General features: G+C 50.6%; 19 protein-coding genes and 1 other annotated feature. All 19 genes read left to right on the top strand.

From position 1 onward, the window contains the following. Positions 1-154 precede the first annotated feature (154 nt). The 19 genes from IV54_RS03830 (at position 155) to mutS (ending at position 21,405) form a co-directional block, all read left to right on the top strand. Entirely contained in the window at positions 155-1,474 is a 1,320-nt protein-coding gene (locus IV54_RS03830; protein ID WP_057878075.1) for a bifunctional folylpolyglutamate synthase/dihydrofolate synthase, read from the top strand. Between the two features lie 43 nt (positions 1,475-1,517). Continuing rightward, positions 1,518-2,183, top strand: a complete 666-nt coding sequence (locus IV54_RS03825; protein ID WP_057878074.1) for a JAB domain-containing protein — start codon at positions 1,518-1,520, stop codon at positions 2,181-2,183. A 151-nt stretch (positions 2,184-2,334) separates the two neighbouring features. After that, the gene (locus IV54_RS03820) at positions 2,335-3,339 is read left to right on the top strand and encodes a rod shape-determining protein (RefSeq protein WP_057878073.1); all 1,005 of its coding nucleotides are present in this window, start codon (positions 2,335-2,337) and stop codon (positions 3,337-3,339) included. An 85-nt stretch (positions 3,340-3,424) separates the two neighbouring features. After that, positions 3,425-4,276, top strand: a complete 852-nt coding sequence (gene mreC / locus IV54_RS03815) for a rod shape-determining protein MreC (protein ID WP_057878072.1) — start codon at positions 3,425-3,427, stop codon at positions 4,274-4,276. 12 nt (positions 4,277-4,288) lie between these two features. Further along, entirely contained in the window at positions 4,289-4,810 is a 522-nt protein-coding gene (gene mreD, locus IV54_RS03810) for a rod shape-determining protein MreD (protein ID WP_057878071.1), read from the top strand. Further along, positions 4,811-5,500 (top strand): septum site-determining protein MinC, encoded by a 690-nt coding sequence (locus IV54_RS03805; protein ID WP_237756658.1) that lies wholly within the window; start codon positions 4,811-4,813, stop codon positions 5,498-5,500. A 2-nt stretch (positions 5,501-5,502) separates the two neighbouring features. Continuing rightward, positions 5,503-6,309, top strand: coding sequence for a septum site-determining protein MinD (gene minD / locus IV54_RS03800; RefSeq protein WP_057878069.1), 807 nt, complete (start codon positions 5,503-5,505; stop codon positions 6,307-6,309). Between the two features lie 74 nt (positions 6,310-6,383). Then, positions 6,384-6,610, top strand: a binding site (T-box leader). 164 nt (positions 6,611-6,774) lie between these two features. Next, entirely contained in the window at positions 6,775-7,416 is a 642-nt protein-coding gene (locus tag IV54_RS03795; protein WP_057878088.1) for an amino acid ABC transporter permease, read from the top strand. 19 nt (positions 7,417-7,435) lie between these two features. After that, entirely contained in the window at positions 7,436-8,071 is a 636-nt protein-coding gene (locus IV54_RS03790) for an amino acid ABC transporter ATP-binding protein (RefSeq protein WP_057878068.1), read from the top strand. 12 nt (positions 8,072-8,083) lie between these two features. Continuing rightward, on the top strand, positions 8,084-8,932 hold the full coding sequence (locus IV54_RS03785) for an amino acid ABC transporter substrate-binding protein (protein WP_057878067.1): 849 nt from the start codon (positions 8,084-8,086) through the stop codon (positions 8,930-8,932). 177 nt (positions 8,933-9,109) lie between these two features. Continuing rightward, entirely contained in the window at positions 9,110-10,390 is a 1,281-nt protein-coding gene (gene yfmF / locus IV54_RS03780) for an EF-P 5-aminopentanol modification-associated protein YfmF (RefSeq protein ID WP_057878066.1), read from the top strand. Next, positions 10,383-11,669 carry an EF-P 5-aminopentanol modification-associated protein YfmH gene (gene yfmH, locus IV54_RS03775; protein WP_057878087.1) on the top strand — a complete coding sequence of 429 codons (1,287 nt, stop codon included), beginning with the start codon at positions 10,383-10,385 and terminating at the stop codon, positions 11,667-11,669. Before yfmF ends, yfmH begins: the two co-directional genes overlap by 8 nt. A gap of 112 nt (positions 11,670-11,781) precedes the next feature. After that, positions 11,782-12,720: a helix-turn-helix domain-containing protein gene (locus tag IV54_RS03770; protein ID WP_057878065.1), complete on the top strand. Its 939-nt coding sequence runs from the start codon at positions 11,782-11,784 to the stop codon at positions 12,718-12,720. 77 nt (positions 12,721-12,797) lie between these two features. After that, entirely contained in the window at positions 12,798-13,385 is a 588-nt protein-coding gene (gene pgsA / locus IV54_RS03765) for a CDP-diacylglycerol--glycerol-3-phosphate 3-phosphatidyltransferase (RefSeq protein WP_057878064.1), read from the top strand. A 114-nt stretch (positions 13,386-13,499) separates the two neighbouring features. After that, positions 13,500-14,744 (top strand): competence/damage-inducible protein A, encoded by a 1,245-nt coding sequence (locus IV54_RS03760; protein ID WP_057878063.1) that lies wholly within the window; start codon positions 13,500-13,502, stop codon positions 14,742-14,744. Positions 14,745-14,836: 92 nt separating this feature from the next. After that, the gene (gene recA / locus IV54_RS03755) at positions 14,837-15,952 is read left to right on the top strand and encodes a recombinase RecA (protein WP_057878062.1); all 1,116 of its coding nucleotides are present in this window, start codon (positions 14,837-14,839) and stop codon (positions 15,950-15,952) included. A gap of 191 nt (positions 15,953-16,143) precedes the next feature. Beyond that, positions 16,144-17,703, top strand: coding sequence for a ribonuclease Y (rny, locus tag IV54_RS03750; RefSeq protein WP_057878086.1), 1,560 nt, complete (start codon positions 16,144-16,146; stop codon positions 17,701-17,703). 222 nt (positions 17,704-17,925) lie between these two features. Further along, positions 17,926-18,723 carry a TIGR00282 family metallophosphoesterase gene (locus IV54_RS03745; RefSeq protein WP_057878061.1) on the top strand — a complete coding sequence of 266 codons (798 nt, stop codon included), beginning with the start codon at positions 17,926-17,928 and terminating at the stop codon, positions 18,721-18,723. A gap of 21 nt (positions 18,724-18,744) precedes the next feature. Further along, positions 18,745-21,405 (top strand): DNA mismatch repair protein MutS, encoded by a 2,661-nt coding sequence (gene mutS / locus IV54_RS03740; RefSeq protein WP_157054345.1) that lies wholly within the window; start codon positions 18,745-18,747, stop codon positions 21,403-21,405. Positions 21,406-21,418 lie beyond the last annotated feature (13 nt).

Here is a 21,418-nt window from a genome sequence, read left to right as displayed (position 1 = left end):
ACGCTGATTTGACGCATGTTTTGAGAGAACCTTAAGCTTTCTTAAGAAGTTCGGCTGAGTGGGATAATTTCTAATCGGGGATCGTGCAATTGCGGCCCACTTCCTAAAAAATCTGCTACACTAAGAAATAGTGATTTAGCGGGAGGTTTTTATTTTGGTAAAAACGTACGACGAAGCCTTAGCGTTCATCCACGGTCGAGATCGCTTCAAGAAGAAGCCAACACTTGATCGAATGCGGGAGTTCATGCACATCTTGGGTGATCCACAAGAAAAGTTAGACATGATTCACGTTGCCGGGACCAATGGTAAGGGGTCCACGGTGGCTTACTTACGAGATTTATTCATGGCCGAGGGCCAGACAGTGGGGACCTTTACCTCACCATTTATCACCCGCTTTAACGAACGGATCAGTACCGATGGTCAGCCAATTCCTGACGACGATCTGCTGGCAATGGTCAATCAGATTCAACCAGTCGTGGCTCAATTAGACCAGGAGTTAGGGGCCGAGGGACCCACCGAATTTGAAATTGACACGGCCCTCATGTTCTGTTATTTTGCCAGCCATTCCGTGGATATCGTGATTGTCGAGGTCGGACTGGGTGGCCTGTATGATTCGACGAACATCATCACACCGGCCGTGTCCGTCATTACCACGATTGGCATGGATCACATGAAGATTTTAGGCGATACCATTCCCAAGATTGCGACCCAAAAAGCCGGAATCATTAAGCAGGGTGTTCCAGTGGTCTGTGGTCGTTTGACGCCGGATGCCTTAGCGGTGATGGACGAGACCGCCACTCGCCAACACACGGATGTGCGGGCCTTAGGACGCAACTTTACCGTTAAGAATCGGCCAGAGGACGGGTGGGGTGAACGCTTTGATTACCACTGGGGTGATCGGCGTTGGCGCCACTTGGAGATTGACCTGCTGGGAGAATATCAGATCGACAATGCAGCCACGGCGTTAACGGCCTTTACCACCTATCATCAGTTGCGACATCTACCGATGCGGTTGGTAGATATCCGTGAAGGCTTGCGACACACTGCCTGGCCAGGTCGTTTCGAACGGCTGAATGCGGAGCCTCTGATTGCGATCGACGGGGCGCATAACGAACCGGCAATGCTGGAGTTGGCCCACCTGTTGCGGCAACACTTCAAGCAACATGATATTTATATTGTTTTGGCGGTATTGGCAGATAAGCAGTACGAGAAGATGGTTCAGACGTTACTCACCGTGCCTAACGTGCACATTGTCGTGACGCAGTTCCAGGGACCGGGAAAGCGTTCTGCGGCCACGCCACAGGCATTAGAAGATGCGGTGGCCTCGCACAAACGGATCACGATGGCGCCTGACTGGCCGAGTGCCCTAAAGGAAGTGTTGTCGAGCATTTCCGCCGATGACCTGGTGCTTTTGACGGGGTCACTCTACTTTATTTCGGAAGTTCGGCACTATTTTAAGGATACCGACGAATAAGCCGGCTCGCTTTACGGAGTTACCCGTAAGGAGCTGAGGCAATATGCGGCAAGAACAGGTAACGAGTCAAAATGAACGGCAACTATTGGGACGCGTGATGCGTCATTTAGGATTAGCAGAGACCAGTGAGGTTGAGCGGTTCTTCCGTTACTTTCACAGTCTTGCCAATCTACGGTATGCGAGTCGTCAACAGTGCCAACAGTATGTGGCGGGTTTACCGCGCCGCCGAGCTCTTTTGACGGCGATTGATCTGGGACGTTGGGTGCAACGCGCGCCGCGACCACTCCTGGGAGAAGTCCTGGCCAGTGGTCAGATGGGGCAACGCCTAATGGCCGACTTGCGTTACCTGCCACAGGAGCGAGTCGAGGTATTTGTGCTCGATGCCAAGCACCGTATTTTAGAACGACAGACGGTGTTTCAGGGGACCCTGACCAGTTGTCCCGTTCATCCCCGGGAGATCTTTCAACTCGCGGTAATGAGTGGGGCGGCTGGCGTGATCATCGCACATAACCATCCAAGTGGATCGGCCGAGCCATCTCCGAACGATCTGGCTTTTATGCACCGCTTAGCGGCGTGTGGTGAACTGATGGGAATTCCGGTTCTGGACGGCTTTGTCGTTGGCCTACAAGCCTACTTCAGTCTCCGTGAGGCCGGGATCTTGCCACTGCCACCTGCGACGAATAAGACAGAACGTTTAAAATCTGATTAAAATCAGTTTTACCTATTTCTTTCTCGTTAAAAGTTCGGTATTCTTGTCAGTGACGACGTGTTCTCACGTAGATAGGTATGTTATAATACGTCTATCAATGAATAAGACAAATAACTAAAAAATTTTGTTGACAATGAAGGGATGAAACACTGTGTTCGGATTAGGAACGAAAAATATTGGAATCGATCTTGGTACCGCCAATACGATTGTGTACGTTGACGGTAAAGGAATCGTTCTACGCGAACCTTCTGTTGTCGCCAAGAACACAAAGTCTGGGGAAATTGTGTCCGTTGGTGAAGATGCTCGTGCCATGATCGGCCGTACGCCGGCAAGTATTGTTGCCATTCGGCCAATGAAAGACGGGGTTATCGCAGATTATGATACGACCGTTGCCATGATGAAGTACTTCATCGAAAAGACTTTGGGCCGTTCAAACGGCAAGCCTTACGTAATGGTTTGTGTGCCAAGTGGTGTCACAGAAGTTGAAAAGCGAGCAGTCATCGACGCAACTCGGGTTGCCGGTGCGCGTGACGCTTACGTTATCGAAGAACCATTTGCTGCAGCGATCGGTGCCGGGTTACCCGTCATGGACCCAACTGGTAGCATGGTTGTCGACATGGGTGGTGGGACCACAGATGTGGCCACTATCTCATTAGGTGGGATTGTCTCAAGCCGCTCCATTCGAGTTGCCGGTGACAAGCTGGACGAAGCCATTGCGACTTACGTTCGGTCGAACTTCAATCTCTTGATTGGGGAACGGACCGCAGAAAAATTAAAGATGGATATTGGATCAGCCTCAGTTGACGCTGCTGAAAAGATGGACGGGTCCACGATTCGTGGACGTGACCTGGTTACCGGATTGCCTAAGGCCGTTGAAGTTTCAGCTGTTGACGTGGCCAAGGCCATTCAAGAACCCGTTCAAGACGTCATCACCGCAATCAAGGAAACGTTGGAAGAAACGTCTCCTGAAATTGCTGCCGACGTGATTGATCATGGGATCGTCTTAACCGGTGGTGGTGCTTTACTGCAAAACTTATCAGAAGTTATTGCTGATGCCACTAAGGTACCCGTTTCGATTGCCAGTGATCCTTTGGATTGTGTGGCTGCCGGAACAGGTGAATCATTAAAGAGTATCGATGTCATGAAGAAGAAATAGGGACTAGCGGGAAGGCAGCTTCCCGCTTCTTTATTGTGACGCTAGAGTGTTTCGGCACAACTGGCGAACAAGATGGAGGTCAAACATGCGGAAATTTTCTTTCAATCGGCGACTGGTGATTATCATCGTCTGCCTGATTGTTAGCTTTGCTTTGATGACGGTATCCGTGGTGATTCGTAACAAGCGGTCTACGCCACCTTTAATTCAACAGTTCGGTAACGATATTGTTGGTTTAGCGGACCGGGTAGTGGCCCTCCCTGCCAATGGCTTAAGTGGTTCAGTTAGCTCCGTTTCGGAGTTATTGAACACCTATCAAGAAAACCAACAGTTGAAGAAGCAGGTGAGTGAACTTGCCCAGACCAAGGTGCGGGATCAAACCTTAGCTAAAGAAAACAAACAACTGAACCAACAGGTTAAGCTAAATGATTCGTTGACGGACTACACCGCCGTTTCGGCCGCCGTTATTACGCGGACGCCATCATCTTGGCAAAACCAAGTGGTCATTAACAAGGGCTCATCAGCTGGCGTGCAGAAGAACATGCCGGTCATGTCCGGATCTGGCCTGATTGGCCGGGTTGCCGAGGTGAACAAGACGAACTCTAAGGTTGAATTGATTACGGATAATAACGATTCCGCTAACCGATTCGCCGTTCAGATTACCACGAAGTCTGGGGCCACGGTTAACGGGGTTCTGAGTGGTTACAAGTCCGCAACGGGACAGATTACGATGAATAACATCACCACCAAAGCCAAGATTCACAAGGGCGACAAGGTCGTTACGAGTGGGCTTGGTGGCGTGACGCCTAAGGGCTTGTACGTCGGAAAAGTTGCCGAAACTGGCGGCGATGACTACGGGTTGTCAACGAAGCTATACATCACGCCAGCGACCGATCTGACCGACTTAAACATCGTCACAGTCGCTGTTACGAAGCAGTAGGGGGGCTAAGACGTGTATCGATTATCAAAGTTACGTTTTGGTTTTCCCATTGGCTTATTGATTATGCTTCTGCTAGACGGCAGTCTGAGTCATATTTTTAGTAGCCAAATGTTTAACTACCCCACGGTCATGGTGAGCCACTTGGTCGTGTTATGGTTAGTCACGGCTGTTCTCTATGAGGAGAATGTGACGATGCCATTGGGTCGCTGGGCCATTGTGGCCGGGGCCGTCTTTGATCTGTACTACACTGGGATTTTTGGGGTTTACATCTTCATCTTTCCTTTAGTTGTGTATGTGACGCGGATCATGGTGACCTACATTAGTCCCAACTTTCTCAGTGGACTATTAATTTACTTTATTGATATTACCTTAGTTGAGGGGCTAGGATTCTTGGCTAGTCGTGTGGTGCATATGACCGTCATCTCTGGGAGTTCATTTTTGGTGAATACCTTAGGTCCCACACTAGCTCTTAATCTCGCGTTGTATGTCATCTTATATTTCCCGATTCGTTGGGTGTATAATTGGTTAAATTAGGTGAAGGGAACGAACGCTATGCAAGCTGCCGTATTACGGGGAACGCAAAACGGCTATGACCTGGTGCTGAAACAGTCAGCCAGTTTTGAACAGATTCTGGTTGATTTGAAGGCACTGCTGGAGAAACTCAAGACCGATCCCAAGGCATTGGAGACGACCAAAGTGTCGTTGGATGTGCTGACTGAGGATCGTCTCTTGACGGCCGATGAGAAAGCTCAAATTGAAGAAATGGTGGGGAATTACCCACGCTTTGAAATCCACAAGATTGCGGCTAACGTGATCACCGTTGACGATGCCATTCAACTCCGTGAACGTGAGAACGTTCATCTATTGAGTAAGATTATTCGTAACGGGCAAGAGGTTGTCATGCAAGGGGATGTTCTCTTCTTGGGAACGATCCACGAGGGTGGTAAGCTCCGGACGACGGGCAATATCTTTTCGATGGGAGACGTGAGCGGTATCTTGCAAGCCGGCTATCCCGATGATGAATCCAAACTGATTATGGGAAATCTTCAGAGTGCCCAACAGGTTCGCATTGCCGAACAGTTTGACATTATCGAATCGGAACAACTGGCCGATTCTCGTCAAACGATCGCGTATGTGAACGATCTTCACGTGCTGTCATACGGTAAGCTGGCACAATTAAAGAAGATTAATCCGAAGTTATATAACCAGATTGGAGGAATTTAGTTATGGGAAAAGCAATTGTCATCACCTCTGGTAAAGGTGGGGTTGGTAAGACGACCACCAGTGCCAATATCGGAACGGCATTAGCCTTGATGGGCAAACGCGTATGTCTGATGGACCTGGACATCGGTCTGCGGAACTTGGACGTGGTCTTAGGCCTCGATAACCGGATTATTTATGATATCGTTGACGTCGCTGAAGGTCGGGCTAAGCTCCCCCAAGCGTTGGTCAAGGACAAGCGGTTTGACGACAAGCTCTACTTATTACCAGCCGCCCAGAACACCGACAAGAATGCGTTACAACCGGAACAGGTTAAGGAAATCGTCGATGAATTGAAACCAGAATATGACTACGTTCTGATCGACTGTCCGGCTGGGATTGAACAAGGTTTCATGAACGCCGTTGCGGGTGCCGATGCCGCGATTGTGGTGACGACGCCAGAAATCTCCGCCGTTCGGGATGCCGATCGGGTCGTTGGTCTGTTGGAACAGCATCCACTGACCGAAGCCCCACGCCTGTTAATCAACCGGATTCGCCGGAACATGATGCAGGACGGGTCCATGATGGATATCGATGAGATTACCCATCACCTGGGTATCGAACTACTGGGGATCATCTTTGATGATGACGCCGTGATTACGACGTCCAACCAAGGGGAACCCATTGTCATGCAAACCGATAATCCTGCTTCTCAAGGTTACCGGAATGTTGCGCGCCGCCTTGAGGGTGAAACGGTGCCATTGATGAAGATTGAAGCCGAAGCTCCAACCGGGTTTTGGCACAAGGTCAGTGGCTGGTTCCATCGCGGGTAGCGTTGTAACCGCCAGTTAAATTTTCAATAAAGCTTGACGGCGATTGAAAAAGATCGTAGTATGTTGTCAATGAATCAATAACGTTGAACAGAAGAGTAGGTCACCAAAGTCTCAACAGAAAGCCCGGTCGATGGAAACGGGTGTCCTTGGTTAACCGAAACACATCTGTGAGTTGGTCGTCTGAATCTAGTAGGACGACCCGGGGTAGCCCGTTATCGCTGGAGTTGCTAGCAACTCGCTGAGGTTAGACCAGTGATGGTTTAACAAACAGAGGTGGAACCACGATGTGATCGTCCTCTTAGGTCTACGGACCTAAGGGGACTTTTTTATTTTTGTGGCAGCGGGCAACTCCCTGAGTCGGTGTGGCGTGAGCCCACCGAGTACATGAGGTGGAACCGCGGTCGAACGCCCTCTTGAGAATTGATCTCAAGAGGGCGTTTTTTAGTTGAAGAGAGGATGATTGCCATGAATTATGTGAGTCAAATTTTACCATCGTTAATTTCGGGAACCGGCACGACGTTGTCGATTTTCTTCTGGACGTTAATTATTTCCGTACCGTTAGGAATCCTAGTGGGGTTGGGAATGATTACGAATTTCAAACCCTTGACCTGGTTGATTGACGTCTACGTGTGGTTAATGCGAGGAACCCCACTGTTGTTGCAACTCATCTTCGTCTTCTACGGCCTGCCCATCGTTGGGATCGTGTTCCAACGTTACGATGCAGCGTTGTTCGCGTTTATCTTAAACTACACGGCCTACTTCGCTGAAATCTTCCGGGGTGGCTTACAAGCCATTCCCGTAGGGCAGTACGAAAGTGCGCGAGTCTTACGCCTGACCAATTGGCAGACCTTACGTAAGATTGTGATTCCCCAAGTGGTCAAAATCGTGCTTCCCTCAATTGGTAATGAGGTGATCAATTTGATTAAGGATTCTTCACTGGTCTATGTCATTGGTTTAGGTGACCTCCTGCGAGCCGGAAACGTGGCCATGGCCCGCGATGTCACACTCGTTCCCATGGTGTTGGTTGCCGTTATTTACTTGCTACTCACGGCGGTCTGCACGGTGGTCTTGAAACGATTAGAGAAGCACTACAGCGCCTGGCGTTAGAGAGAAAGGGTGACAATCAATGCTAGAACTTAAAAATATTACAAAAAGATTTGCCGGTAAATTAATCTTGGATGGCGTGAACTTAACGGTTAATGATGGTCAGATCCTCACCATTGTCGGGCCTTCCGGTGCCGGTAAGACGACGCTGTTACGGTGTATCAGTGGTCTGGAAGAGACCGATAGTGGGGACTTCTTCTTAGATGGTCAGCCCTTCAATCCCGTCACCAATCGCAATAACGACACGGTGATTGGCGTGGTCTTCCAAGACTTTCAACTGTTTCCCAATTTAACGGTGCTTCAAAACGTGACCCTGGCGCCAACCATGGTGCTCAAGCAGAGCAAGGCTGAAGCCGAAGCCACTGCGCAACGGTTGCTGAAACAACTAAACTTGGATGGCAAGGCGGATCTATATCCCTACGAATTGTCCGGGGGCCAGAAACAACGGGTGGCCATCGTGCGGGCCTTGGCCATGCGGCCTAAGCTTCTGTGCTACGACGAACCTACGTCGGCACTGGATCCGGATTTACGTAAAGAAGTTGAAGAAATTATTTTAAAACTTAAGGCTGAGGGCATGACTCAGATTGTGGTCACCCATGATATCCCATTTGCGGAATCAATTGCCGATCAGATGTTACGGGTAGAAGCGAAGAGTTAGGAGTGAGTAACCATGAGAAGAAGATTGGGACAATTCGCCGTGTTGCTCACGGTACTGTTGACTCTGGGGACGACGTTGGCCGGCTGTGGTCAGTCTGCTAAGCAGGCCGATACGCGTGACACCTGGGCACGGATTCAACGGCGGAAAAAGGTGGTCATTGGCCTCGACGATAGCTTCGTACCAATGGGCTTTCGCCAGAAGAGTGGGAAGCTGGTCGGCTATGACATCGACCTCGCGCGGGCTGTGTTCAAGCAGTACGGGATCAAGGTGGATTTCCAAACGATCGATTGGTCCATGAATGCCACTGAATTGCGTAACGGCACGATTGATTTGATTTGGAACGGGTATTCAATCACCCCGGAGCGAGCAAAGAAGGTGGCCTTCTCGCAGACATACTTGAACAATGACCAGGTATTGGTCACGTTAAAGAAGAGCGGTATTCATAGCTTTGCCGGGATGCAGGGCAAGGTTCTAGGCGCGCAAAGTGGGTCTTCCGGATACAATGACATTGAGGACTATCCCAAGGTCTTTAAAAACCGGATTAAGAATCACGCCCCCGTCCAGTATGATTCCTTTACCAACGCCTTCATCGACCTGAACGCCGGCCGGATTCAAGGCCTGCTTATCGACAGCACCTATGCCAATTACTATATCAAGCACCAACAGCACCCGGAAGACTTCAAGGTGACTGTGGGGAGCTTCCCGAAGGAACAATTTGCGGTGGGCATGCGTAAAGGAGACGTGACCCTTCGAAACAAAATTAATCGGGGGTTGGCCCGGACCGCTAAGGATGGCCAGCTAGCCAAGATTAATCAAAAGTGGTTTGGTGGAAATGTGGATACACCATTACTGAAAAAATAAATTGGTTTTCTGAGGGCCCGGGACAGTCGTTCGGGGCCCTTTACCGTGTTTTCGGACTTAACAGCGGGTCATGACCGATCAAAACTCCGTGAAAATGAAAGTGGTTGCTTGTATTTACCGGTTAGTTCCCTTATCATTAAACACCGATTAGACTTTTGTCAGAGGAGGATTCTGCGCGTGCATTTTCGCATAAAAAATGGGGTAACCCTCGATTTGTTACCCACTAAACAATTCAAAACTGTCGGCATTAAAGTTGACTTTGTGGCGCCGCTTCAAGCGACGGCCATTACTGGCAGAGCCCTCTTAGCCCAGGTGCTCGAGACGAGCACGGAACAGTACCCAACACAAACGGCCTTGGCTCGTGAGTTGTCCCGGCTTTACGGGGCAACGTTTGGGATCAGTGTCCTGAAACTTGGGACCAAGCATGTGATTCGCTTGACCTGCTCGGTGGTTGATGAGCAGTATCTGGCAAACTATGCGGATGACGCGCCCTTATTCGAGCGGGGGATGGACCTGTTAAAGCAGGTGTTATTCGCACCGCTATTGCCAGGTGGCAACTTTGATCCGGCAACTTTCACACAACAACGGCAAAACCTTTATACCGCCATCAAGTCACTGGATGATGACAAGCAGTACCTGGCCAATCGCCGTTTGCAGGAGCTACTCTTCACGGGACAGCCAACCCAAGCGATGAATGCCTTGGGCGACCTGCATGTTTTGAGTGGCTTGTCGGCCACGGATATTTTAGGAACTTATCATGACATGTTGGCCAATGACGCGGTTCACGTGGCCGTAATTGGGGATGTGACGGCCGAACGGGTTCAGTCTGCTCTGGCGCAGTGGCCACTCGCAGACCGAACGGAACCGACCAGTGATCCTTACTACCATTGGGACGCTCGGAAACAGGTTCAGGTCGGGGATGACCTGGCACCGGTTGTTCAAGCAAAATTAAACCTAGGGTATCAATTACCCGTCTATCGTAACGATTCAGACTTTATGGCCGCGGTGGTCTTTAATGCGGCCTTTGGGGGCAGTCCCTTGTCGCTCCTCTTTACCAATGTACGTGAGAAGGCCAGTCTGGCCTACTATGCTAGCAGCGGCTACAATCCCTTTAATGGGACGTTGACGGTGCAGGCTGGGATCCAAGCGGAGAACCAACAACGTGTGGAAACGATTATTGGGGACCAGTTGGCCGCCATGCAACGGGGAGAGCTCCCTGCGACCTTATTAGATGAAGTTAAGGCGAGTCTGCTGAACGCCCGTTTATCGGCACTCGACAGTCCGCAACGCCGGCTGACCGGACTGCTCAACGTGCACTTGACGCACCTGAGTGAACCTTTGGCAACTTGGCAAGAAAAACTCATGGCGATCACGGCTGACGATGTGGCCCGGGTCGCTAAACGCGTGACGCTTCAGGCCACGTACTGCTTACATGGAGGTGACCAAAGTGCTGAATAAAGAAAGTTACGACCGCCTAGGTGAGAGTATCTATCAGACAACACTAGCAAATGGTCTTCGAGTGATTTTGATGCCCAAGGCTGGCTTTCATAAGACCTTTGCCATCATGACGACCGACTACGGGGCAGTGGACAATGCCTTTGTTCCCAGAGACCAGACCGAACCCGTACGCTTGCCGGATGGGATTGCCCACTTCTTAGAACACAAGATGTTTGAAAAAGAAGATCATGATGCCTTCGACTTATTTGGTCAATATGGGGCCTCGGCCAATGCCTTTACCAGTTTTACTCAGACCAGCTATCTGTTTGCGACGACCAGTCATTTGAAAGAGAATCTCGATATTCTCCTGGATTTCGTTCAACAGCCGTACTTTACGGCGGCGACGGTCAATAAGGAAAAGGGAATCATCGGCCAAGAAATTAAAATGTACGATGATGACCCCGGTTGGCAAAGTTACTTTGGCATGATTGGTAATCTGTATCCCAAGGAACCGTTGCACATTGATATTGCCGGCACGGTGGACTCAATCGCTAAAATTACTGCGGACGATCTCTACACGGCCTACAACACGTTCTACCATCCTAGCAACATGAGTCTCGTGGTGGTGGGCCAATTGGACCCTGAAGAAACGTTGCGTTGGATTTCTGACAATCAGGATCACAAGACCTTTGGACCAGCGAGTCCAATTCGACGGGTACCTAGCGCACAATCAACGCCAGCAGATATTCCGGCCACCCAGACGCGGCACCTAGCTGTGACACGGCCACGGGTTAACCTTGGTTTACGGGGTTTTGACACGGTGCCAGCGGGCCGGGCAGGCTTACAGTACAGTGCGGCAATTTCACTGATGTTTGACCTATTATTCAATGACAGTGGGGATAACTACTTACGTTTGTATGATGCAAACATTATTGACGACAGCTTTGGCTATGACTTCCAGGTTCAACGGGGCGCTCACTTTGCCCAGCTGACCGGCGATACCGACCAACCCGAACAATTTGCCCAGGAATTGACGGCCATTTTGCGGGATGCGCCGGCCCAGTTAGAGGCCGCTAAACCGCAATTTGTATTAGTCAAACAAGAGGCAATCGGGCGACTTGTAGGAGCCATGAATTCGGTAGAGGCCATTGCCAACCAATACGATGGCCCACTCTTCTCCGGGGCCACTATTTTCGATGAGTTGGCGATTCTGGAAGACTTGACGTTCACTGATCTGCAAGAAGCCTCTGAAGCTTTCTTGTCGGCCAGTCAACAGACGATTCATACCATCCTGCCTTAAGGGGAGGTTAAGAATCGTTTAAATCCAGATTTATCGGTTCTCTGGGTAAAAATGCGTCAGCGCCTATGCTATACTGCTAGTAGAGAAATTTTGAACAGGTGGAGAGTTTATAATGAGTGAAAATAAAATAACTTTGGGGAAAACGTTGCGCGATGCTCGGATTGCTAAGGGCTTTACTTTAGACGATTTACAGCAGACGACAAAGATTCAAAAACGTTACCTCATCGCAATTGAAGACCAAAATTTTGATGAATTACCAGGGGACTTTTACGTTCGGGCGTTCATCAAGCAATACGCGGACATGGTGGATCTGGACGGTGGCGAACTGTTGAAGCAATTCGACAGCACATTGCCAAGCACCCAGACGCAAGAATATGTCGATAAGGTTAACGAAAACAATCCAGAAACCCGCTCACAACAGCGGAAGGTGGACGATCGTTACGTCAAATTACGGCGAACGGTACCAGTGATTGGGATCGTGATCGTGGTGTTAGCGGTACTCCTCGGAATCTGGATGGCGGCGGCCCACAGTGGTAGTTCAACCAAGAAGGATAACGTCGACAGCAGTTCTGTCAGCGTTTCCGGTAGTTCCGAGAAGAAGACGAGTAGTTCGGCTAAGAGCAAGTCGTCTTCCAAGAAGGCTTCCTCCAAGAAAGTGACGAAGACGCCGGTGTTTAAGCAATTGAGCACGACGACTTCTGGTTCCACTTGGCAGGTTAAGAATGTTTCTTCTAAGCCTAAGTTGAAGCTATCCGCTTCATCAAGTGCTTGGATGTCTGTTAGTGTAGGCGGCTCGACCATTTGGCAGGGGACTTTGTCTGCCGCGACGTCACACAGCATGCGGATTCCAAGTTCCGCAACTAGCGTGACCTTTAACTTTGGGAACGCACCAGCAACCAAGGTTAAGGTTGATGGCGAAACGTTCCACTTCAACTCTGCAACCAGTACCAGTGCGGCTTCAAGTACGTCCGATTCAACATCAACGGACACCACGAGTTCCAGCACGACGACTTCTTCGCAGGTCCAAGCAGTTACCCTAGAATTTAAATAAAGTAGAAGCGGGTCGGTCCGTGGCGGCCGACACGCTTTTTTGATGACAAGTTTCGGTACTTGAAGGAGGAAATTTCTGTGAACGTCCCAAATCGTTTGACCATTATTCGGATTATCTTAATCCCGGTTTTCTTGCTGTTACTGGTACTCCCACTGGATTGGGGGACGGTGACCTGGTTAGGAACAGCAATTCCGGTCACCCAAATCTTGGGAGCCTTGGTATTTGCCGTGGCTTCCATTACGGATTTTTTGGACGGTCAAATCGCCCGGCGTCAGCATCTGGTCACTAACTTTGGTAAATTTGCCGATCCCTTGGCTGACAAGATGATTGTTATGACCGCCTTCATTCTCTTAGTGTCGATGGGGAAAGTTCCAGCCTGGGGTGTCGCCATCATTGTTTGCCGGGAATTGGCTGTGACTGGTCTGCGTCTGATCGTCGTGGAAACCGGTGGCCGGGTCTTAGCTGCCGCTTGGCCGGGTAAGATTAAGACGACCACCCAAATGGTGGGGATTATTCTTCTCTTGCTTAACAATATTGGTTTTGGGGCAATCAACGTGCCAATGGCCCTGATCTTCTTCTACATTTGCCTCTTCTTTACCATTTACTCCGGCATCGATTATTTTGTACAAAACAAGCAGGTCTTCGCGGAATCTTCCGCCGAATAGACCGGCGAGCCCCCGTGAGTCATTAGCGGGGGTTCTTGTGTCTAAAAAGATGGATCGGCACGAATAAATGCGGTCATTTTACGGAGTTAACTAAGTCAGCATCGGAGGGATAGTATGCAGGCAGAAATTATTGCAGTGGGTACAGAAATTTTATTGGGACAAGTTGTCGACACCAACTCGGCGTTTATCGCGCGGGGACTGGCTTCCGCCGGCATCGAAGTTTATTATCACTCTCTAGTGGGTGATAATGCCGATCGACTGACTGCCGTGGTCACGCAGGCCCGGTCGCGCAGTGATTTGGTGGTGATCAGTGGTGGGTTGGGGCCAACCAAAGACGATCTGACCAAGCAGACCGTGGCTCATCTTCTGGGGGTTAAGTTAGTTGAGGACGAGACGGCGATGGCGAAAATCCACCAGCACTTTCTCACGACGGGGCAAAAATTGACCCCTAATAATCGCCTACAGGCACTTTACCCGGATGGCAGCCTCCCACTGAAGAATCGAACTGGAATGGCTGTGGGTGCCTTCTATCAGGCGCCTACGGGGGCAGATGTGATGTTACTCCCTGGGCCACCTAGTGAATTGGAACCGATGTTTCGCGAGGAAGCTTTGCCGGTCCTGAAGCACGCCTATCAACGAGAAGAATACCTGGTCTCGAAGGTTCTCCGCTTCTTTGGCATCGGGGAGTCTCAGTTGGTTACGACCTTGAGTGACCTAATTGCTCAGCAAACCAATCCGACGATTGCACCCTATGCCAAGGTAAATGAAGTGACGCTACGATTGACCGCGACGGCCAGTAGTGAAGCCGCGGCGAGCGACCTGATTGATGGCCTCGTGACCTTGATTCGGCAACGTGTCGGGAACTATCTCTATGGTTATGGCGATGACAATAGTCTGGCCAATGTGGTGGTTCACGGGCTGATTGACCGCAAACTAACCATTACGGCGGCTGAGAGCCTGACCGCGGGCGAATTTCAGAGCACGTTGGGCGATATTGCCGGGGTGTCGGCAGTGTTCCCAGGAGGCTTCGTGACCTACGCGAATGAAGCCAAGCATGCGCTTTTAGGTATTCCAAACGCGATTATTGATACCGAGGGTGTGGTCAGTGCGGCAACGGCAAAACGCATGGCTGAAGGGGCACGGCAACGACTTGATACCGATCTGGCGTTGAGCTTCACCGGTGTCGCCGGACCAGATACCCTGGAAGGCCAACCGGCTGGGACTGTTTGGTTGGGATTAGCTCAACGGGGACAAGATCCCCAAGCCAAGTTGGTCCATCTGACAGGAAATCGCGACAAGATTCGGGCCAGATCGGTTTTGCTGGGACTGGATTGGATTCGACGAACGCTTGGAATTTAGATTAGGGGAACTTTTGTTCTGTTTTTGCTTGCAATTTTAGATTGAAGCCGGTATAGTGTTACTAGAATATGAAGCACTCAAGGAGGATTCAAATGGCTGACGAACGACAAGCGGCGCTGGATAAAGCGCTGAAGAAAATTGAAAAAGACTTTGGTAAAGGGTCCATCATGCGGCTAGGGGACAATACGAACATGCAGGTGGAAACCGTGCCTTCTGGATCGTTAGCCCTGGACGTGGCCTTAGGTGTCGGGGGATATCCTCGTGGCCGAATCGTTGAAATTTATGGACCTGAATCTTCCGGTAAAACGACGGTGGCATTACACGCCGTTGCCGAGGTCCAAAAACGCGGGGGTACCGCGGCTTATATCGATGCTGAAAATGCCTTGGACCCTGCTTATGCAACGGCCCTAGGTGTTGATATCGATAGCCTGCTGCTCTCACAACCAGATACTGGTGAACAAGGGTTGGAAATTGCCGATGCCTTGATCTCCAGTGGTGCCGTGGATATCGTGGTTGTCGACTCTGTCGCAGCCTTGGTGCCACGTGCCGAAATCGAAGGGGAAATGGGAGACGCTCACGTGGGTCTACAAGCCCGGATGATGTCTCAAGCGCTTCGTAAGCTGTCTGGTTCCATTAACAAGACGAAGACGATTGCACTCTTCATTAACCAAATTCGTGAAAAGGTTGGGGTTATGTTTGGTAACCCTGAAACTACGCCTGGTGGACGGGCTTTGAAGTTCTACGCCACGGTACGTTTGGAAGTTCGGCGTGCTGAACAGATCAAGGACGGGACCGATGTCATCGGTAACCGGACGCGGATCAAGGTTGTGAAGAACAAGGTGGCTTCACCATTCAAACGGGCCGAAGTCGACATCATGTATGGCCAAGGGATCTCACAAACTGGGGAACTCTTGGACATGGCGGTTGAGAAGGATATCGTGGATAAGAGCGGGTCTTGGTACTCTTATGGCGAAGACCGGATTGGTCAAGGACGTGAAAACGCCAAGCAATACCTGGCTGACCACGCCGACATGATGGCCGAAATTAATACCCGGGTACGTAAGGCCTACGGTGTTAGTGTTGATGGTGACGAACCAGAGACACCGGCTAAAGACAAAGATCAAAAGGCCTCTAAGGATGGCAAGACATCGTCCAAGAAAGGGTCACAACAAATTGAATTAACGCCCGACAAGCCACAAGGCAAGTAGGGATTAACCGTTCACGCTGGTGCAGAGACGCCAGCGTGATTTTTTGTGTTCCCAATCAATGAGTTTAGTTGACAGCGTTCACGGCAACCATTAAAATTGAGGTTGTGTCAGTAATCATAACAACATCTTGAAAAGTCTGATTTTAAATTAGTCATTTTTGATGATGCGGAGGTGGAATCATGAGTGGAATCATGACTGTTCCAACTATAATCCTCGCAATCATCGCTATCGTTGTTGGTGTTGTGGGCGGGTATTATTATCGTAAATCTGTCCATGAACGCAAGCTAGATGCCGCTAAGTACACTGCAAAAGGTGTGTTAGCGGAAGCGCAGAAGCAAGCTGAGACGGCTACTAAAGAGGCCTTGTTAGAGGCCAAAGAAGACAGCCACAAGTATCGGGCGGAAGTCGAAACCGAGCTGAAAGAACGTCGTGCCGAAGTTCAGAAGCAAGAGGACCGTTTGATTCAACGAGAAGAGTCACTGGACCGGAAAGATAACTCTCTGGAAAAGCGTGAGAACTCCTTGAATCGCCGAGACAAGAAGCTCAGTGCTGAAGAACAGAATTTAGCGAAGAAACAGCAACAGGCAGACTCACTGATTGAAAAACGACAGGCAGCGGTTGAAACCGTTGCGGCGTTATCCCAGGAAGATGCGCGCGACCTGATCATCTCAGAGGCCAAGACCTCTCTGGCCGGGGAACGGGCAAAAATGATTCAAGAAAGCGAAGAGACGGCTCGTAAGACGGCCCAGGCTAATGCCAAGGACTTGATTGTCTCTGCCATTCAACGGAGTGCCGCTGATATGGTAACGGAAACGACGATTACCGTTGTGACGTTGCCTAATGACGACATGAAGGGCCGAATTATTGGTCGTGAAGGACGGAACATTCGGACTCTGGAAACATTGACCGGGATTGATTTAATTATCGATGATACGCCGGAAGCAGTCGTCTTGAGTGGCTTTGACCCCTTACGGCGAGAAGTTGCCAAGATTGCATTGGAGAAATTGATTCAAGACGGTCGGATTCATCCGGCTCGGATCGAGGAAATGGTGGCAAAAGCCAAGAAAGAACTGGACGAACGTGTCCGGGAGATTGGTGAGCAAACGACCTTTGATCTCGGGATTCACTCGATGCATCCCGAATTGGTCAAAGCAGTTGGCCGCTTGAATTTCCGAATTTCTCATGGGCAGAATGCTTTGGCCCATTCAGTCGAGGTTGCCAAGATCACTGGGGTATTGGCTGCTGAATTAGGTGAGGATGTCACGTTAGCAAAACGTGCAGGATTATTACATGATATTGGCCGTGCTGCGGAACACGAGGATGACAATTCGTACATCACAACGGGGATGGAACTGGCGAAGAAATATCGCGAGAGTTCCGTCGTTGTGAATGCCATTGCCGCTCAAGCAGACGGAACGGCTTCGCAATCTGTTATTGCGGAACTGGTAGGGACTGCCGACATTATCTCGGCTACCCGGCCAGGCGCACGCTCAGACACATTAGAGAGCTACATTCACCGTTTAGACAAGCTGGAAACCATCGCCAATGCATTTGACGGTGTGGATCATAGCTTTGCCATTCAAGCGGGGCGTGAAGTTCGCGTCATCGTGCGGCCAGAGAAGATTTCCGATACGGATGCCGTTGTCTTGGCACGAGACATCAAGAAGCAAATTGAAGGCGACTTGGATTATCCAGGTCACGTCAAAGTTTCCGTCATCCGGGAAGTCCGGTCAGTTGAATATGCGAAATAAGTCAGAGAAGCTAGGCCAATTGTGGTCCTAGCTTTTTTACGTCATTAAGGGTTAATCCATGGTAAAATAGACCGTATGCAATTGACAGAATTGAATGAAGCGGCTTGAATCGTGCCTGGCTATGCCAGCTAAGCGGTTCAAACCGATTGAATCAACTGAAAAAATGATCGAGTAAGAGCGATCAACGAGGACCCATTAGGGGTCACAGATAGGGGAACGAAGATGCGTATTCTTTTTGTTGGTGATGTTGTTGGAAATATCGGTGTGGACATGATTCACGAGTACCTGCCGCAATTAAAACGGGACTTAAAGCCCCAAGTCACCATCGTCAATGGGGAAAATTCAACCCCAGTTGGCCGTGGTATCAGTCAAAGTATTTACAAGCAACTGCTGAAGGATGGGGCCGACGTGGTCACTATGGGAAACCATACGTGGGATAACGCCGAACTCTACGACTTTATTGGGGGTGCCAATCGCCTGGTGCGGCCCGCTAACTTTCCTGGTGAGAACACACCAGGCCAAGGTTGGACGAAGGTAAAGGTTAACCAACAAGTCTTAGCGGTGGTCAACATGCAGGGGCGCGTCTTCATGAACCCCATGGATGACCCCTTTGCGACGATGAAGGATCTCCTGCCGGAATTGGATACCGACTTTGTCTTTGTCGACTTCCATGCTGAGACAACGAGTGAGAAGCGGGCCTTCGCCATGCGTTATGACGGTCAGCTTTCCGCAGTCGTTGGGACCCATACCCACGTTCAGACCAGTGATGCCCAAGTGTTGAAACACGGGACGGCCTTCTTGACGGAAGTTGGGATGACTGGTCCCGCCGACAGTGTCCTCGGGATGCAGGCCGACAGTGTGATCGAACGCTTTGAAAACCAACGGCCAACGCGCTATACCGTTCAAGAAAAAGGGGCGGGACTCTTATCCGGTTGTGTCATTGACTTAAACGATAAGACGGGCCATGCCTCACGCATTCGGCCGATCTTAATCAGCCCGCAACACCCGTACCAAAGCTAGAGTTACTGAAAGGATGAACCAATTTTCATGACGAAAACGACGCCCATGATGGCCCAATATCAGAAAATTAAAGATCAGTACCCAGATGCCTTTCTATTTTATCGGCTCGGGGACTTTTATGAAATGTTCAATGAGGATGCGGTGAAGGGGTCTCAGATCTTAGAGCTGACCCTGACGACTAGAAGTCACAGTGCCAAGAACCCGATCCCGATGTGTGGGGTACCTCATAGGGCGGTTCAGAGCTATATCGACATTCTCGTGGACCAAGGCTACAAGGTCGCCATCTGTGAGCAGATGGAAGATCCCAAGTTAGCCAAGGGCATGGTAAAACGGGAGGTCATTCAGCTGGTCACACCGGGGACCCAGACCGATACCGGTGCCGCTGGGGCTAAACGAAACAACTATCTGACAGCACTGACCCTCACCAGTCCGGGAAACTTCGGCCTAGCCTATACCGATCTGTCGACCGGGGAACTCAAGGCCGCCGAAATTCAGGGCGACGATGCCGTGGTCAATGAACTCATGGGCTTGCAGACCAAAGAAGTTGTGGTCGATGAGACGGTGCCAGAGGCGTTACGTGCCCGGTTGAAGCAGTTAGGGATGATGATTTCTAAGCAGTTTGAGGTCCAAGAGAGTGCCGAACTCAGTTATGTTCAGCAGGACTTAAAGACGGCCCCACTCCAGCGAGTTGTGGCCGTGTTAGTCACCTACGTCACGGTGACCCAGAAGCGAAGCCTGGCGCATTTACAACGGGCGGTGGCCTATCAACCGGCGTCATTTTTGAAGATGGATCATTCGTCACAGACCAACCTCGAAATTACCCAGAACTTGCGGACTAAGAAGAAGTCCGGAACCTTGCTCTGGTTACTGGATGAAACCAAGACGGCTATGGGGGGCCGACTCCTCAAGCAGTGGCTGGATCGGCCACTGATCGACCGGAAAGCCATCGAGACTCGTCAGGCCAAGGTCGGGGTGCTCCTAGACCATTACTTTGAACGAAGCAACCTCCAAGCCGAGTTGGTCAAGGTCTATGACCTGGAACGATTGGCTGGACGCGTTGCCTTTGGGAGTGTCAATGGACGCGATCTGATTCAACTTCAGACGTCCCTAGAGCAGGTGCCACAGATTGAACACACGATTGCGGATCTGGGCGAGAGTGTCTTCAATGAAACCTTAAAACACTTGGATCCCGTCGAAGATGTGGCTGCAGCCATTCGTGCGGCAATCGTGCCCGAACCGCCGCTGTCCGTCACGGACGGGGGCGTGATTCGCGACGGCTACAATGACCAGCTAGACCAGTACCGCGACGCCATGCGGCACGGCAAGAATTGGTTGGCCGAACTGGAAGCTCACGAACGCGAAGTGACTGGGATTAACAACCTCAAGATTGGCTATAATCACGTCTTCGGCTACTACATCGAGGTCACGAAGGTTAACCTCAGCAAGCTCCCCACGGATCGCTATGAACGCAAGCAAACGTTAGCGAATGCCGAACGGTTCTCAACACCAGAATTAAAGGAAAAAGAAAGCCTAATCTTAGAGGCCGAAGAAAAGTCCGTGGCCTTAGAATACCAGCTCTTTGCCAACTTACGGGAGACCGTTAAGCAGGCCATCAAGCGACTCCAAAAACTGGCGGCCATCATTGCTAGTTTGGACGTTCTTCAGAGTTTTGCCGTGGTCAGTGAGGATTATCACTTTGTGAAGCCAGAACTGGTCACCGGCCATGATCTCGAGATCAAGCAAGGTCGGCATCCAGTGGTTGAGAAGGTCTTAGGTCGCCAATCCTATGTGCCTAACGACGTTCGCATGAACGACGAAACGAACATTCTCCTCATCACCGGGCCCAATATGTCAGGGAAGAGTACCTACATGCGGCAGTTAGCCCTCACGGTTATCATGGCCCAGATGGGGTGTTTCGTTCCGGCCGAGGCCGCTCAGATGCCAATCTTCGACCAAATCTTCACGCGAATTGGCGCTGCCGATGACTTAATCTCCGGGCAGAGTACCTTCATGGTGGAAATGCAGGAAGCCAACCGGGCCCTGAGTCACGCCACAGCTAACAGCCTCATTCTCTTCGATGAGATTGGCCGGGGGACCGCGACCTATGATGGGATGGCCTTGGCCCAGGCAATTATCGAATACGTTCACAACCGCGTCCATGCCAAGACGTTGTTCTCAACCCATTATCATGAATTAACGGCACTGGAAGACTCCTTGAAACAGCTGCGCAACGTTCACGTCGGGGCCGTCGAACAAGACGGCGATCTGGTCTTCTTACATCAAATGCAACCAGGTCCGGCCGACAAATCCTATGGGATTCACGTGGCTAAGCTGGCGGGAATGCCCGAACAGCTTTTGAAACGCGCGGATGTCATTTTAACTGATCTGGAAGAATCCGCGGCGGAAAAGCCGGTTGTGGCCACGCCAGTAGCCGACAGTGCGACGGAAGAAACGCCGCAGGAATCAACGTCAGTTAGTGCGCCGTCTACCAGTGAGAAAACCACTGAACCAGAGCCAATTGATGGGGATGATCAGCAACTCTCACTCTTTACGGACGAACCCGAGGTCACGCCAGCGCAGGCTAAGGTGATTGATCAACTCAGTCACTTGAACCTGATGGGAATGACCCCGATGGACGTCATGAGTCAGGTCTATAAATGGCAACAAAAACTCTCAAAATAGAGATGAAAGGAAG

Source organism: Levilactobacillus paucivorans (genome assembly GCF_001437125.1).
Taxonomy (GTDB): domain Bacteria; phylum Bacillota; class Bacilli; order Lactobacillales; family Lactobacillaceae; genus Levilactobacillus; species Levilactobacillus paucivorans.
The sequence above is the reverse complement of the archived record's forward strand: the minus strand, read 5'-3'. Positions and strand labels throughout refer to the sequence as shown.